Here is a 14176-nt window from a genome sequence, read left to right as displayed (position 1 = left end):
CAAAGGGTATAATACAATAGTATATATTATATCACGTTCTGCCCCTTTGTCCACCCTATGTCTTTCCTGTATTTCCACATTCTGTGCTTCGTAAAATTTTGGCTCGTCTCACTCTTGCATTTTTTCGCTGGGCACGCTACAATAATAGACGAAGAAAAGGAAGGTATGGTGCCCAATATGAGTGAAGAATTTGGCCCTGATTTCATCACCGTCACCGACGAGGACGGAAATGAATTTGAGCTGGAGCATCTGGACACACTGGAGTACAACGGCCAGACCTATATGGCCTTCTTCCCCGCTGTTCAAGGCGAGGAGGGGGACAATGTCCAGGACGTAGATCTGGACGACGAGGAGTATGGCCTGATCATCCTCAAGGCTGTGACCGTAGACGGCGAGGAACAGCTCTCCACCTTGGACAGCGAGGAGGAGTTGGAGCTGGTCTATCAGCAGTTTATGGAGTCACTCTTCGCGGACGAAGAAGAAACCTAAAGTGATTCCTGCTCGGTGCGTGACGGGTTTTATTTAAACCCACATCTCTGAAACGGGATGCCCCACTCATGACGTGGACTGCAGGCCTCCCGGCGCCCCACCGAGGGCGGCTGGAAGTTGGAAGCAACGAAGCGTCATGGAGGCGACCCACCTGCCACTTCGTGCAGGTTTTAAATGGATCCGCACGGCCAGAGCGGGGTCCCCCACGAAACATTTGTTTCGTGGGGTTTTTCTTTTTTTAAAACTGAATAAAGTGTAAAAACTGTTTTTGGACTTGAAAGCAGGGGAAAATTCCGATATAATAATTCACTGTCTATGAGTTCCCCTGCTTTGGCAGGAAGATTTATCGAGAGGACTGAAGCTATCAATGAGCGCATCCAGAGAAAAAAAGCAGCGCCAGGGCGACCTTGCTCAGGGCCTGACCCAGAAGCAGCGCCAGGAGCTGAAGGAGCAGCAGGCAGCCAAGCGCAAGGCTGTTCTTTACGGGGTCATCGGCGTTGTGATTGCCGTACTGGTTGTCATTCTGCTGGTGTGGCACTCCGGCATCTTCCAGCGCCGCGCCACCGCTTTGAGCGTAGACGGCCAGAATTACAATGTCAATGATGTGGAATACTATTTCCGCAGCGCCCTGATCAACGAGTATTATATGAACTACTACCTCACCGGTTCCGCCCCCTTTGACCCCACCGGAGACCTCCACACTCAGTATGTGGACGAGGAGGAGACCCAGAGCTATTATGACTACTTTATGGATCAGGCCATTGAGAACCTGACCAAGGTAGCCGCCCTGGAAAGCGCCGCCGCCGAGGAGGGTTATACCCTGAGCGACGAGGAGAAGGCCTCCATCGATGAGGAGATGACCTCCGCCAAGACCTCTGCCGAGGAGAGCGGCTATCCTAACTTTGAGTCTTTCCTGAAGGCCAACTATGGCAAGTATATGACTGTCAGTGCCTACCGGACCTGCCTGGAGCGCGCTACCCTGGTCAGCAGCTACCAGTCCGCATACTCCGACAAGCAGGAGATCACCGACGAGGATCTGGAGACTTACTACGAGGAAAATGCCGACACCCTGGACAGCTATGATTACCGCTATATCCTGGTAGACGGCACTGCCGAGTCCACCACCGATGAGGAGGGCAACACCGTAGAGCCCACCGAGGAGGAGACTGAGGCCGCCATGCAGGCCGCCAAGGAGAAGGCCGACGAGTTTGCCGCTGCTGTAAATGCTGCGGAGGACAAGAGCGCCGCCTTCGGCGAACTGGCTCCTGACTATGTCTCTGAGAGCTCCAAGGACTCCTACGCAGAGGATCCCGACCGTTCTTTGTACACCGGCACTGTGGGCAGCAACCTGAACTCCACCTTCGGCTCCTGGCTCAAGGAGGCCGGCCGCACCACTGGTGACGTGAATGTGATCGAGGCCAGCAGCGGCTACTATGTGGTGCTGTTCCTGGATCGCTACCGCAACGAGGATCCCACCGCTGACATCCGCCACATCCTGATCAAGGCTGAGACGGCAGAGGAGGATGACCCCGCTACCGAGGATGTGGACGAGTCCACCGTTCCCACTCAGGAGGCGCTGGACGCCGCCAAGGCTGAGGCTGAAAAGCTGATGGCTGAGTGGGAGGCTGGCGACAAGACCGCCGAGTCCTTCGGCGAGTTGGCCAACGCCAACTCTGACGATCCCGGCTCCAACACCAACGGCGGCCTGTATGAGAAGGTTGCCAAGGGTCAGTTCACCATCTTTGACAGCTGGCTGTTCGGCGAGTCCCATCAGCCCGGCGATGTCACCCTCATTGAGAACACCAACTCCGGTCAGCAGGGCTGGTGCGTGGTCTACTACCAGGGCGAGAACGTCCCTGTGTGGCAGAGCACTGCCGACAGCTCCATCCGCAGCCAGCGGGTCACTGACTGGCTGGAGAGCCTGACTGAGGGTCTGGAGGCCGTTCAGGGCAGCGGCATCAAGTACGTGGGCGAGTAATCCAAACAAAAGCAGGGCCTGCCGCATTGCGGCAGGCCCTTTTTAAAAGGAGCACAAGTATGGACGAACGATTTCTGAGAACCGAGATGCTGCTGGGCCAGGCCGCCATGGAAAAGCTGGCTGCCAGCCACGTGGCCGTGTTCGGCCTGGGCGGCGTAGGCAGCTGGTGCGCCGAGGCCCTGGCCCGCTCCGGTGTTGGAGCCCTCACCCTGGTAGACCATGACGAGGTAGGACTGACCAACCTAAACCGGCAGGTGGAGGCTACACTGTCCACTCTGGGGAAGCCCAAGGCACAGGCCATGGCCGAGCGTGTCGCTGACATCAACCCGGAGTGCCGCACCACCGTGCGGGTGGAGAAATATGAGGCGGGCAACCGGGAATCTTTCTTCTCTGTCCGGTACGATTACGTTGTGGACTGCATCGACCTGGTGTCCTGCAAACTGGATCTCATTGAGACCGCCCTAAGACGGGATATCCCCATTCTCTCTGCTCTGGGCACCGGGAACAAATTGGACCCTTCCCAGTTCCGCATCAGCGACATCTCCAAGACGGAGGGATGCCCTCTGGCCCGGGTGGTGCGCAAGGAGCTGCGCGCCCGGGGCATTGCACACCACCGGGTACTCTGGTCCCCTGAACTGCCCCATGAGGCAGAACAACGGGAGGCTCCCCCTCCCGGCCGCCGCTCCGTTCCCGGCAGTGTAGCCTGGGTACCTCCGGTGGCAGGACTGATGATGGCGGGGGACGTAATCTGCTCCCTCACCGGCACACAGGTATAATAGGTATAAAAACATCCCTCCGCTGGCAGAATAAAACCAACGGAGGGATGCTTTTTGAAACAACCGGAATGTGGGTGGCTCCGCCCTGCCCTGGCGGGAGCTGCAGCGGGGATCGTCAACGGCTTCTTCGGCGGAGGCGGCGGGATGCTCCTGGTCCCTCTTCTGGCCGGCTGGTGCGGATTGGGCCAGCGAAAGGCTTTCGCCACATCGGTGGCCATCATTCTCCCCCTGTGTGTACTTTCCGCTGCCATCTACCTGTTTCGGGGCGGCGTTGAGCTTCTGCCGGCCCTGCCCTATTTGGCAGGCGGCCTGGCCGGAGGGCTGCTGGGCGGAAAGCTGTTTAAGGGGCTGAGCATGACCTGGCTGCGGCGAGGCTTTGCCCTGCTGATCCTCTACGGCGGCGTAAAGGCTCTGCTGTGGTAAAGGACTGGCTTCTTCCCCTGCTGGCCGGTACCGCCACCGGAGTCCTGTCCGGCTTCGGCGTGGGGGGCGGTACCCTGCTGCTCATCTACCTGACCGCCTTTGCAGGGCTGCCTCAGGAACAGGCCCAGGGCATCAACCTGCTCTACTTCCTCCCGGCTGCTGCCGCATCCCTTCCCGCTCACGCTAAAAACGGTTTTTTGGAAAAGTCCGTCCTGCTGCCTGCCATCGCAGCCGGGCTGGCCTGCGCCGCCCTGGGAGCCTGGGCCGCCACCGGCATGGACACCGCGCTGCTCCGCCGCTGCTTCGGAGGATTCCTCATTCTGGTAGGCCTGCGGGAGTTGTTCCGCAAGGGAGAATAGATCACCCTCTGGCCCGCTTGAAGGTCAAATAACCCTCCAGGATCAGGGTGGCAGCAACCGCATCCACTGTCTTCTTGTGGTTTTTCATTTTCTTTCCTGATGCATGGAGGATATTATGGGCTTCTACTGTAGTACGCCGCTCGTCCCACAGCACCGGCTTCAGGCCGCAGGCCTCCTCCACCTGGGCGGCAAAGGCCTTATACAGCTCCGCCCGGGGGCCCTCGGTACCATCCATATTCCGCGGAAAGCCCATCACCAGCTCGTCCACCTGATGCTCCTTTACCAGCCGGGCCAGCTCAGACGCCACCATGTCCGGCTTCCGGCTGTGGATCACCGAGGTAAACCCGGCCAGCAGACCGGTGGGATCGGAAATCGCCACGCCCGTCCGGGCGTCGCCGTAGTCAATGGCCATAATACGCAACAAAATCACTCCTTCCGGTACACTATACCGAAAAAAAGATAAAATAACAAGAGGAAAGTGCTTGACTTCTACTTCTCACTGTGGTATATTTCACTTACCTATGAAAAAGGGCTCTTTTTTGTGCGCATTTTTACGGTGTAATGACGCATGAAACCCTTCCCCTTCCCCGTGAGGACATAGGGAGGCAATGTGCCGAATCCGCACCGTAACGTGTGAAAAGGGTGTCTTTTTGCGCCTGTACGTTGCTGGATTCGGCCAAAGGCCGGGTTCAGCTTTTTTGCTGTCCACGGCAAAGAATGAAGGAGGTGCCGAACATGGCGAAAGCCGGCAACCGGGTGAAGATCACCCTGCGCTGCTCCGAGTGCAAGCAGCGGAACTACAACACCAACAAGAACAAGAAGAACACTCCTGACCGTCTGGAACTGAACAAGTACTGCCCCTTCTGCAGGAAGCACACGGTTCACAACGAAACCAAGTAATGAGTGCTGCTATGGCTCAGAAGAAAGAAGGGTTAAACGGAATGTCTGAAAACGAGAAGCTCGAGCAGGTCGCTGAAAACGCTGCCCCCGCTCCCGAAAAGCCCGCAAAGACTGACAAGAAGAAGGACGTCAAGGCTGAGAAAAAGTCCAAGCCCGGCTTCTTCGCCCGGATCGGCAAGTGGTTCAAGGAGATGAAGAGCGAGCTGAAGAAGGTCCAGTGGCCCACCAAAAAGCAGACCATCAACAACACCGTGATCGTGATCATCTGCTGCATCATCGTGGGCATCTGCATCTGGCTGTTCGACTGGCTCGCCGGCTCCGTGATCCGCGCCCTGCTGGATCTGTTCGGTAAGGGTTAAGGTGCTGAAATGGCTGATAACGCGAAGTGGTATGTGGTGCATACCTATTCCGGTTATGAGAACACGGTAGCCGCCAGCATCGAAAAGGCTGTGGAAAACCGCGGCCTGCGGGATCTGATCCAGGAGGTCAGCATCCCTCTTGAGACTGTGACCGAAATTACGGACAACGGTCCCAAGACCGTGGAGCGCAAAGTGTTCCCCGGCTATGTACTGGTCAAGATGGTCATGACGGACGATACCTGGCATCTGGTACGCAACATCCGCGGCGCCACCGGGTTCGTTGGCTCCGGCAACAAGGCCATCCCGCTCACTGACGAAGAGATCGCCGCCCTTGGTGTGGAAAAGCGCGAAGTGGTGGTGGGCTACCAGGTGGGCGACAACGTCAAGATCACCGATGGCGCCCTGGAATCCTTCCTGGGCACCGTGGAGGAGATCGACCTGGACCGCAGCAAGGTCCGCGTAGTGGTCTCCATGTTCGGCCGCGAGACTCCCGTGGAGCTGGAGCTGGACCAGGTAGAACTGGTTCAGGACTAATGCCCCGGGCCGCTGGCCCTTTCCCCCGCACGTGGGAGGGACTGCGCAGCAGTTCCGCTTCCAACCACATTTATCGTAGGAGGTGCTGTTTCAAATGGCACAGAAAATTACTGGTTATGTAAAGCTTCAGATTCCCGCGGGCAAGGCCACTCCCGCGCCCCCCGTCGGTCCCGCCCTTGGTCAGCACGGCATCAACATCGCCGCCTTCACCAAGGAGTTCAACGAGCGTACCAAGAACGACGTGGGCCTGATCATCCCCGTGGTGATCACCGTCTACGCTGACCGCTCCTTCTCCTTCATCACCAAGACTCCTCCCGCCGCCGTCCTCATCAAGAAGGCCTGCAACATCGAATCCGGCTCCGGTGTGCCCAACAAGACCAAGGTGGCCACCATCAGCAAGGAAGATGTGCGCAAGATCGCCGAGACCAAGATGCCTGACCTGAACGCGGCCAGCGTCGAGGCGGCTATGAGCATGATCGCCGGCACCGCCCGTTCCATGGGCGTCGTGGTGGGCGACTAAGCCGAAGGAGGGAATAGAGCATGTTTAGAGGCAAGAAATATCAGGAGAGCGCCAAGCTGATCGACAAGAGCGCTCTGTACGATACCGCTGAGGCGATGGAGCTGGTGGTCAAGACCGCTCCCGCTAAGTTCGACGAGACTGTCGAGCTGCACGTGAAGCTGGGCGTTGACTCCCGTCACGCTGACCAGCAGGTCCGTGGCGCCATCGTGCTGCCCCACGGCACCGGCAAGACCCAGCGCGTGCTGGTCTTCGCCAAGGGCGACAAGGCCGAGGCTGCTAAGGCCGCCGGCGCTGACTTCGTTGGCGAGATGGACATGGTTGAGAAGATCCAGAAGGAAAACTGGTTCGACTACGACGTGGTCGTGGCTTCTCCCGACATGATGGGCGTTGTGGGCCGTCTGGGTAAGGTTCTGGGCCCCAAGGGCCTGATGCCCTCCCCCAAGGCCGGTACCGTCACCCCCGACGTGGCCAAGGCTGTTACCGAGATCAAGGCCGGTAAGGTTGAGTATCGTCTGGACAAGACCAACATCATCCACTGCCCCATCGGCAAGGTCTCCTTCGGCGCTGAGAAGCTGACCGAGAACTTCAACGCTCTGATGGGCGCCATCATCAAGGCTAAGCCCTCTGCCGCCAAGGGTCAGTACATTCGCTCCTGCGTGTGTGCTTCCACCATGGGCCCCGGCGTGAAGATCAACGGCGCTAAGCTCATGTAATTGCTTCGGAGTTTCCTTACTCCGGAACGAAAAAAGTTGTCATTTTCGGACAGGTCATGCTTGACATGACCTGTCCGAAATGATATACTATTATGCGTGTTCAAAGACAGCAGGCGGCGCAAGCCATAAGTCCTGCCGAGAATGCAGCCACAACGGAATGGTTTCTTTGTGCTGTTTTCGCGCTTTGAATGCGAAAACGGCTTTTTTGTTGCGTGACTGCATCGGAAAAGTTGAACTCAAATTCAACGGAGGTGAATTCCAAATGCCTAACGCAAAGGTTCTCAGCGAGAAGCAGGCCATCGTGGCCGAGCTGACCGAGAAGCTGCAGACTGCCGCCAGCGGCGTGCTCGTGGACTACAAGGGCATTACCGTGGCTCAGGACACCGCTCTGCGTGCCGAGTGCCGCAAGAACGAGCTGGACTACGCCGTGGTGAAGAACACCCTGGTGCGCTTCGCTATCAACAACGTGGGCCTGAACGAGATGGACGACGTGCTCAACGGCACCACTTCCATGGCTCTGTCTCACGGTGATCCCATCGCTCCCATGCGTGTGATCAACAAGTTCGCTAAGCAGTTCAACGGCGAGAAGTTCGTCATCAAGGCCGGCTTCATGGACGGCAAGGTCCTGTCCATGGACGAGATCATGGCTCTGGCCGAGCTGCCCTCCAAGGAGGTTCTGCAGGCTCAGGTTCTGGGCACCATGCTGGCTCCCATCACCAGCCTGGCTATCGTCATCAAGGCTATCTGCGAGCAGAAGGGCGGCTCTGTCGAGGCCGCCGAGGCTCCCGCGGAAGCGGCTGCCGAGTAATTCGACACATCTCACTTTTATAATTATTAATTTAGGAGGTTACCTATCATGGCTTCTGAGAAAATCACTGCCCTCATTGAAGAGGTTAAGGGTCTGACTGTTCTGGAGCTCTCCGAGCTCGTGCACGCTCTGGAGGACGAGTTCGGCGTTTCCGCCGCAGCTATGGCTGCTCCCGCTGCTGGCGGCGCTGCTGCTCCCGCTGCTGAGGAGAAGACCGAGTTCGACGTGGTGCTGGCTGAGGTCGGCGCTGAGAAGATCAAGGTCATCAAGGCTGTCCGCGAGATCACCGGTCTGGGCCTGGCTGAGGCCAAGGCTGCTGTTGAGGCCGCTCCCAAGGCTATCAAGGAGGGCGTGTCCAAGGACGAGGCCGAGGAGCTGAAGAAGAAGCTGGAGGAAGTCGGCGCCAAGGTGGAGCTGAAGTAATCCAAGCGATTCTCGCTTTCTCAGAAGGGCCGGTCGTGATTCACGACCGGCCCTTCTTTTTTCATATCCTGATATGCTTATCCATAGCGCATGCGGGCTTTTATCCCCGCCCTGTCCAGCGCCAGAGCCAATACCGCAAACAGCACACCGCTCCCAATCCCCTGCACCAGCGTACCCAAAAACTGTGGAACAAAGGCATTCACATTGCCCAGCAGCAGGCAGGCCGACAGACCATATGCCGTCGGAGACAGGACGGCTGCCCCAAACACGGCGCCTATGTTCCTGGGCATTAGGATTCTTTCCCCTTTCTCGGTAAACAAAAGGGCAACCAGAGCCTTGATCACCACCGTAGGCACGACCCAAAGCGGTGCAGTCAGGAGATCCGCCAGGCCTCCGCCTACAGCAGCGGCCATCACAGCGTACGGCATGGGCAGAAGGCAGGCGGCCAGATAGATCAGCGTGTCGCCCAAATGGATATAGCCTCCAGTCGGAATGGGGATATGGAGTAAATAGGCGGTCATCAACGCGATCGCGGCCGCGAACAGAGCGGCCAGGATCAGTTGGTGCAGCTTCTGTCGGTCATTCATGAGAACGCCCCCTTGCATCCGTGAATCTTACCCGTATTTTACCGCCCAACTGACCTTTTTTATATATTCAATTTCCTTTTATTTGACCATGTCATTATTTCTTAATCGGTATTATTTTGCAAAAAAGGGCAGCCCTGGGGTAGCTGTCCATAAAACAGGTTTCACGAAACAAATAATATGGCAGTTGCCGGACAAAGGTTGCTGACAAAAGGGGTATGTGCCGTTAAGACACATGCCCCTTTGCTTTTGCAGTTGCCTTTGTTGATGGTAGATGGATAGGATGGATTTTGTACGATTTAAGGTCGATAATCCGGAATTAGCTTACCTGTGAGCAACGTGAAAAACAGGGGCAACGATGCGTCCATGCCCTTGCACAAGTACAGCTCATAGGTCAGTTAAATGCCGATTTCCGACCTGTTTCATAAGGGTACTTCTGAGATGTCATCTTTCAGAAAAGTAGTCAGAAATCCCTCACTTAAACCAATCCTTGTGAGGATAGGAAAGAAGTTTGCTGAAATGGTAATTTCGTCCATTATTCTGCGCTTCTGCAATCCGTGTACTGCACTCACCGTTCCGTTCGCTATTGCATGGTTACAATTAGTTGTTCACCATCCAATGAACAGTGGAATCCCTTTCCATAAGCAGTACATCATTTACAGAGATAAAAACCTCTGAATATTTGAAAGCTGTTTTTGCTTGTCCGGCCAAGTAAGTAGGATAGACAAGTACAAAGAAACATGCTATAATTCCTATAAATACTCTAAAAGACCACGTTAACATGTCAGGTCGCTGTCTGGCGGCACTTATTAACGGAGGTTTGGGTTATGAATAACAAACAAACGAAAAAGGCTACGGTCGATGCAATCAATGTGATGATCCGCCACGCGGACAAGGGGCCTTCCGGATTTTGGGTGGAGGATCACGAGGGCTGTGGCAATCCGGCGGTCTTTCCGGAATTTGAGGAGGGCTTGAAGCGAGGAAGGCTCGTCCAGAAAGAGCACTATTTTTGCCCATGGAATACCGCCATTATGTATGGTGATGGGCATGGCAACATAATCACGGGTTGTTATCATAGCTGCTCTATTGACAAGGCGAGGTATCTGTCTGCTCAGGAACTGAAAGAGATTCTTGTCCGCTTCAAAACACGCATGGAAAATGGGGATTACGATTGCGTTGACCATTTATCGCCGTTGCTGACAAAAGGCGAAAGCAGACACATAGAGGATCGCATTCTTGCGGAGCAGCAGGAGCGCGAACGCTGCGAAAGGAAAAAGCGGCAGGAACGGCTCAAAAAAGCTGCTGCCCTGATTGCCAAGTATCCAGATGAAGAATCGCTTTTGGCAATCTACTATGGAGAAAAGGATTGCGTATTAGACGAAGGCGGGATCATTCTTTTTGACCCAGCGTCCCAGCGTAATGTTGTTGGAGCGGAGAAATTTTCCTACAATGATTATCTCGACGTTCAATTCGCGTCGTTGGGTAAGAAACACCGTCCGTACTTTGCTGACTGCTTTTTCAATGCGGTTATGTCTCATTTCAAAGGGCAGATTGAGAAGGTTAAGCCAAAACATATTTGCTTCAAGCGGATCTTCATTAGTGGAATGTACACCGATGGGACAATGTTTGACGGAAAAGAGGATCACGTCTGGATGGACAAATCCGGCTTTGAAGAGTACAACGTTGGTGACAGTGTTTCTTTCGGTGCCGAGGTCTACCGCTATGTAAAAACCGGAAATGGAAAACTGATTGACTACGGACTGCGTAACCCGACAGGCCTCCAAAAGATCGAAGCCTACGAACTTCCCAGTGATGATGAACTGATTATGCAGGAAGTTGAACAGCTTATCTGCGAGACTTGCTTTCTAAGCGAGCAGTGTAATCGCAATTACTGCACAATGGATCCAAAGAAAAAGCGTTTGCTCAAACAAGAAATGTTCGGTGTAATAAAGGCACAGACAGATAAGGAGACGCAGAAATGAAACGATTCTTTCTTATGTGGGGACTTGTAATTGCATTGTCGCTGAGTGGGTGCGGATCGTCGGCATCCCGCGTTGAAACACTGAAAAGCTGGTCTTTCCAGTATAACGAGGGGACAAGTGATTACAGCCTTTTCTTTGGCTTGGCTGATAAAAATGATAAACCCCTGTCAGCCGATGTCGATGTGGATATTCGAATCGTAAATGATGCGGATGAAGAGGTCTATGCTGGTACAAAGTTCGTTTCTACTGATGATTTTGGCTATTATACCAGCCAAGCTGCCGGAGAGCAGTATCTTGCCAATGTGAGAATCCCTGCTGCTGAGATCAAAGCCGGAACGTCCGCAAGCGGGAAGGTTTATTTCACCGTGTACAAGGAAAACGCAGTTCAGTTTGACGAAGTAAACTGCGATGCTCTGTATTGCCTGCCTATTGAAGATGTTCAAGTGACGTTTGATTCATTTCCGCTCGATCTGAAGGTGAAGGACTTCATGGGGAGTACGGCATCCGTGATCCAAATTCAAGGAGCCGAATTTAAGTTTGACAAAGACTATTCTCCGCAGCTGACCATTACGATTACCGGAGAAAAGAAGAGCGGGAGCAGTGATTCCGGGTATGATATGATTGGTTATAAGCTGTATGACAGTGCGGGTTATCTGGTAGACTCCGGCAATATATACCTATCTTCTCTGAGCGCCGGAGATAAATTCAAGGATGACTCTGTTGTGATCTATGACATTACTCCCGGCGAATCCTACACATTCCAGTTATCAGAGTATAGCTGGTGAGCTTTCGTAATTTTTCACGAATATAAGGGCTTGGGACTATCCCAAAATACGAAAACAGGGCGTTTCGGCGGTCAGCCGGAACGCTCTGTTTTTTCGGTGTGGGTACTCACCGGATTTGCTTGCTGCTCTGCAAGGAAATCCCGGTCAACCCACGCCGTTTTTCGCAAGTGTAGCTACACTTGCTGTGCTTGCTCTTCCTCTCATAATCGCATTGACTCGAACGTTTGTTCTTGTTATAATTAGGCTGAAAGATTAAAAAAGTCTTGGAACGCAGTTGATTTTCATTGGCAAATGGCGGCATCGCCGCCTTGATTACCGGCTTGCACAGGCGAACGAGCCTGTCAAGGACGCGCAGCGAGGCGAAGCCGATTCCTTGACTGGCACGGACGGCTGTGCGACCCGGCGAACTGCCTGTAATTCTCCTGTGAATCCCGGTACATTGCCCAGTGGAATTCCGGAAATTGTCGTGATATACTGAATAACAATAGGTCATATCACGCACTTTGCTCCGGGAGATTCATGCGGCAATGCTCGGAAATCTGAATGAAAAGGAAGGTGCAAATGGATAACAAGAAACGTAACGTCCAAGTGAAATCGGACGGCAGCCGCAGTGCCCCCGTTCCTCTCTGGCAGGAGTTACCGCAGATCACGGTACGCCTGAAAGAAGGAAACACCATCTACCGCTTTACTGCCAGTTTTGACGGAACGCACGCCCTTCCTGAAAAGGCGGTGAAGCTGATCGACTCCGAAGGGAGTGTGTGATCGTGACCAACAGCAACCTTGTCTTGGCAGACTGTCCTCAGATGATGGAGGAATCTACTATAAAGCAGTCTGACAAAATTACCGCGCTGTATTGCCGCCTGTCCCGTGACGATGAATCACAGGGCGACAGTAACAGCATTGTGAATCAAAAAGCCTATCTCAGCCGATATGCAAAGGAACACAGCTTCCGCAATACGGAGTTCTTTGTGGATGACGGTTACACAGGCGCAAACTTTCAAAGACCGGATTGGCAGCGCATGATGGCGCTGGTGGAAGACGGAAAGATCGGCACGGTCATCACGAAGGACATGAGCCGCATCGGCCGAAATTATCTGGAAGTTGGGATGTATACCGAGATCACATTCCCACAGAATAACGTCCGGTTCATTGCCGTCAACAGCGGTGTGGACAGTGCCAACCAGCAAGGCAATGAGTTCGTCCCGTTCGTCAATATTATCAACGAATACTACGTTCGGGACGGCAGCAAGAAAGTGCGTACCTCGCTCCGGCTCAAGGGAGAATCCGGCGAACACCTGACGACTATTCCGCCGTATGGCTATGTCAAAGACCCGGATCATTCAGAGCATTGGCTCGTCGATCCGGAAGCGGCACAGGTGGTCAAGCGCATCTTTTCCCTTTGCATGGACGGGAACGGTCCGACGCAGATTGCCCGGATGCTGAAAGAGGATCATGTATTGACGCCCACCGTTTATCAGGACAGGCAAAAACGAAAAGTCCGCTGCGCTTTGCCTGACAATCCTTACAACTGGAACGGCAGCACCGTTGCCGCAATTCTGGAACGGATGGAGTATTGCGGGCATACCGTGAACTTCAAAACACACCGGCAGTCCTACAAAATCAAGAAGACCATCGAGAATCCACCGGAGCAATGGAAGATATTCCGCAACACCCACGAAGCCATTGTGGACGAGGACACCTTTCAGCGGGTTCAGGAGCTTCGCCGCAACAAACGCAGACCGGCAAGAACGGGCAAGAGCAATCTCTTTTCCGGTGTTGCCTACTGTGCCGATTGCGGAGAAAAAATGTACTACTGCACCTCGCGGAACTTTGAAGAACGACAGGATCATTTCGTCTGCTCTACCTCTCGCAAGAAGGGAAAAGACGTGTGCGGAACGCACTTCATCCGTGCGGTTGTTCTGGAAAAGGGCGTGCTGAAATTTCTGCAAATCCTGCTTTGGTATATCTCCGATTGTGAGGATCTGTTCCGGGATAAGTTGGGTGCAAAGCGCAAGGAGGACTTCAAGAAAGAACTCGCCGCAAAGCGAAGACAGCTCACGCAGGCACAGCGCAGGATGGAAGAGCTTGACCGTCTGTTCAAACGGCTCTATGAGGACAATATCTCCGGCAAAATCAATGATAGCCGATTTGAAAAGCTGTCCGCCGACTATGAAAATGAGCAAGCAGAGCTGACGGAGAAAATGCAGCTTTTGGAGCAGGAGATTGCCCAGCAGGAGGAAGAAGCTGACAGCATTGAGCAGTTCATCCTCCGGGCGAAGAAATACCACAACTTGCAGGAACTGACGCCCGCTGTGCTGCATGATCTTGTGAACAGGGTCTATGTTTCCGCGCCGGATAAGAGCAGCGGGCAGCGAGTGCAGGATGTGCATATCAGCCTTGCCTGCATTGGTTTCCTGCCGGAGAGCATCATTGCCGAAATGATCACCCACGCATCAAAAAGCAGAACAGCGTGACTTCCGCCACGCTGTTCTCTCTAACCTTATAAACCTGTCTTATGCGCTGCTACCCTGACGGGCTGCCCT

General features: G+C 54.3%; 18 protein-coding genes, 1 other RNA gene and 1 other annotated feature. Of the genes, 17 read left to right on the top strand and 2 right to left on the bottom strand.

All coding sequences use genetic code 11. The features are described 5' to 3' along the window. The first annotated feature begins 177 nt into the window (after positions 1–177). The 6 genes from ACTNB1_RS00250 (at position 178) to ACTNB1_RS00225 (ending at position 4025) form a co-directional block, all read left to right on the top strand. Positions 178–489 (top strand): DUF1292 domain-containing protein, encoded by a 312-nt coding sequence (locus tag ACTNB1_RS00250; protein ID WP_441167284.1) that lies wholly within the window; start codon positions 178–180, stop codon positions 487–489. Positions 490–491: 2 nt separating this feature from the next. Continuing rightward, a non-coding RNA gene (gene ssrS, locus ACTNB1_RS00245) (6S RNA) lies at positions 492–693 on the top strand. Positions 694–856: 163 nt separating this feature from the next. Then, positions 857–2467 carry a peptidylprolyl isomerase gene (locus tag ACTNB1_RS00240; RefSeq protein WP_441167283.1) on the top strand — a complete coding sequence of 537 codons (1611 nt, stop codon included), beginning with the start codon at positions 857–859 and terminating at the stop codon, positions 2465–2467. A gap of 59 nt (positions 2468–2526) precedes the next feature. Next, positions 2527–3243, top strand: a complete 717-nt coding sequence (locus ACTNB1_RS00235; protein ID WP_441167281.1) for a tRNA threonylcarbamoyladenosine dehydratase — start codon at positions 2527–2529, stop codon at positions 3241–3243. 54 nt (positions 3244–3297) lie between these two features. Beyond that, positions 3298–3666: a TSUP family transporter gene (locus ACTNB1_RS00230; RefSeq protein ID WP_441167279.1), complete on the top strand. Its 369-nt coding sequence runs from the start codon at positions 3298–3300 to the stop codon at positions 3664–3666. Continuing rightward, positions 3660–4025, top strand: a complete 366-nt coding sequence (locus tag ACTNB1_RS00225; protein ID WP_441167277.1) for a TSUP family transporter — start codon at positions 3660–3662, stop codon at positions 4023–4025. Before ACTNB1_RS00230 ends, ACTNB1_RS00225 begins: the two co-directional genes overlap by 7 nt. 1 nt (position 4026) lies before the next feature. Here ACTNB1_RS00225 and ruvX read toward each other — a convergent pair whose 3' ends face one another. After that, positions 4027–4446: a Holliday junction resolvase RuvX gene (gene ruvX, locus ACTNB1_RS00220; RefSeq protein ID WP_441167724.1), complete on the bottom strand. Its 420-nt coding sequence runs from the start codon at positions 4444–4446 to the stop codon at positions 4027–4029. 314 nt (positions 4447–4760) lie between these two features. On the opposite strand from ruvX, the gene rpmG reads away from it, so the two are divergent. From rpmG to rplL, 7 genes are all read left to right on the top strand, one after another. Beyond that, entirely contained in the window at positions 4761–4925 is a 165-nt protein-coding gene (gene rpmG / locus ACTNB1_RS00215; RefSeq protein WP_009259908.1) for a 50S ribosomal protein L33, read from the top strand. A gap of 41 nt (positions 4926–4966) precedes the next feature. Next, the gene (gene secE / locus ACTNB1_RS00210; protein WP_441167274.1) at positions 4967–5284 is read left to right on the top strand and encodes a preprotein translocase subunit SecE; all 318 of its coding nucleotides are present in this window, start codon (positions 4967–4969) and stop codon (positions 5282–5284) included. Positions 5285–5293: 9 nt separating this feature from the next. Continuing rightward, positions 5294–5818 (top strand): transcription termination/antitermination protein NusG, encoded by a 525-nt coding sequence (nusG, locus tag ACTNB1_RS00205; RefSeq protein ID WP_441167272.1) that lies wholly within the window; start codon positions 5294–5296, stop codon positions 5816–5818. Positions 5819–5912: 94 nt separating this feature from the next. Further along, complete coding sequence (gene rplK / locus ACTNB1_RS00200) at positions 5913–6338, top strand: 50S ribosomal protein L11 (protein WP_204883113.1); 426 nt, start codon at positions 5913–5915, stop codon at positions 6336–6338. A 20-nt stretch (positions 6339–6358) separates the two neighbouring features. Beyond that, a complete protein-coding gene (gene rplA / locus ACTNB1_RS00195; protein ID WP_297195857.1) occupies positions 6359–7051 on the top strand; it encodes a 50S ribosomal protein L1 in 693 nt (230 codons plus the stop codon). 82 nt (positions 7052–7133) lie between these two features. Next, positions 7134–7267, top strand: a sequence feature (ribosomal protein L10 leader region). A gap of 46 nt (positions 7268–7313) precedes the next feature. Continuing rightward, positions 7314–7859: a 50S ribosomal protein L10 gene (gene rplJ / locus ACTNB1_RS00190; RefSeq protein WP_441167269.1), complete on the top strand. Its 546-nt coding sequence runs from the start codon at positions 7314–7316 to the stop codon at positions 7857–7859. Between the two features lie 48 nt (positions 7860–7907). Further along, a complete protein-coding gene (gene rplL / locus ACTNB1_RS00185; protein WP_087188131.1) occupies positions 7908–8282 on the top strand; it encodes a 50S ribosomal protein L7/L12 in 375 nt (124 codons plus the stop codon). 77 nt (positions 8283–8359) lie between these two features. Here rplL and ACTNB1_RS00180 read toward each other — a convergent pair whose 3' ends face one another. Further along, a complete protein-coding gene (locus ACTNB1_RS00180; protein WP_441167267.1) occupies positions 8360–8869 on the bottom strand; it encodes a TIGR04002 family protein in 510 nt (169 codons plus the stop codon). Positions 8870–9693: 824 nt separating this feature from the next. Between ACTNB1_RS00180 and ACTNB1_RS00175 the strand changes: the two genes are divergently transcribed. The 4 genes from ACTNB1_RS00175 (at position 9694) to ACTNB1_RS00160 (ending at position 14107) form a co-directional block, all read left to right on the top strand. Then, entirely contained in the window at positions 9694–10848 is a 1155-nt protein-coding gene (locus ACTNB1_RS00175) for a hypothetical protein (RefSeq protein ID WP_441167265.1), read from the top strand. After that, positions 10845–11633 (top strand): hypothetical protein, encoded by a 789-nt coding sequence (locus tag ACTNB1_RS00170; RefSeq protein ID WP_441167263.1) that lies wholly within the window; start codon positions 10845–10847, stop codon positions 11631–11633. Before ACTNB1_RS00175 ends, ACTNB1_RS00170 begins: the two co-directional genes overlap by 4 nt. A 561-nt stretch (positions 11634–12194) precedes the next feature. Beyond that, positions 12195–12395, top strand: a complete 201-nt coding sequence (locus tag ACTNB1_RS00165) for a hypothetical protein (protein WP_441167262.1) — start codon at positions 12195–12197, stop codon at positions 12393–12395. A 2-nt stretch (positions 12396–12397) separates the two neighbouring features. Further along, the gene (locus ACTNB1_RS00160) at positions 12398–14107 is read left to right on the top strand and encodes a recombinase family protein (RefSeq protein ID WP_441167260.1); all 1710 of its coding nucleotides are present in this window, start codon (positions 12398–12400) and stop codon (positions 14105–14107) included. Positions 14108–14176: the final 69 nt, after the last annotated feature.

This window comes from Flavonifractor sp. HCP28S3_F3, from assembly GCF_052065355.1.
Taxonomy (GTDB): domain Bacteria; phylum Bacillota; class Clostridia; order Oscillospirales; family Oscillospiraceae; genus Flavonifractor.
Note: the sequence above shows the minus strand (reverse complement) of the source record. Positions and strands in the feature narration are given on the sequence as shown.

Bases quoted from the DNA above. Each gene is read 5' to 3' on its own strand.
- ACTNB1_RS00250 (WP_441167284.1), top strand. From the start codon at position 178: ATGAGTGAAGAATTTGGCCCTGATTTCATCACCGTCACCGACGAGGAC.
- ACTNB1_RS00240 (WP_441167283.1), top strand. From the start codon at position 857: ATGAGCGCATCCAGAGAAAAAAAGCAGCGCCAGGGCGACCTTGCTCAG.
- ACTNB1_RS00235 (WP_441167281.1), top strand. From the start codon at position 2,527: ATGGACGAACGATTTCTGAGAACCGAGATGCTGCTGGGCCAGGCCGCC.
- rpmG (WP_009259908.1), top strand. From the start codon at position 4,761: ATGGCGAAAGCCGGCAACCGGGTGAAGATCACCCTGCGCTGCTCCGAG.
- secE (WP_441167274.1), top strand. From the start codon at position 4,967: ATGTCTGAAAACGAGAAGCTCGAGCAGGTCGCTGAAAACGCTGCCCCC.
- nusG (WP_441167272.1), top strand. From the start codon at position 5,294: ATGGCTGATAACGCGAAGTGGTATGTGGTGCATACCTATTCCGGTTAT.
- rplK (WP_204883113.1), top strand. From the start codon at position 5,913: ATGGCACAGAAAATTACTGGTTATGTAAAGCTTCAGATTCCCGCGGGC.
- rplA (WP_297195857.1), top strand. From the start codon at position 6,359: ATGTTTAGAGGCAAGAAATATCAGGAGAGCGCCAAGCTGATCGACAAG.
- rplJ (WP_441167269.1), top strand. From the start codon at position 7,314: ATGCCTAACGCAAAGGTTCTCAGCGAGAAGCAGGCCATCGTGGCCGAG.
- rplL (WP_087188131.1), top strand. From the start codon at position 7,908: ATGGCTTCTGAGAAAATCACTGCCCTCATTGAAGAGGTTAAGGGTCTG.
- ACTNB1_RS00180 (WP_441167267.1), bottom strand. From the start codon at position 8,869: ATGAATGACCGACAGAAGCTGCACCAACTGATCCTGGCCGCTCTGTTC.
- ACTNB1_RS00175 (WP_441167265.1), top strand. From the start codon at position 9,694: ATGAATAACAAACAAACGAAAAAGGCTACGGTCGATGCAATCAATGTG.
- ACTNB1_RS00170 (WP_441167263.1), top strand. From the start codon at position 10,845: ATGAAACGATTCTTTCTTATGTGGGGACTTGTAATTGCATTGTCGCTG.
- ACTNB1_RS00165 (WP_441167262.1), top strand. From the start codon at position 12,195: ATGGATAACAAGAAACGTAACGTCCAAGTGAAATCGGACGGCAGCCGC.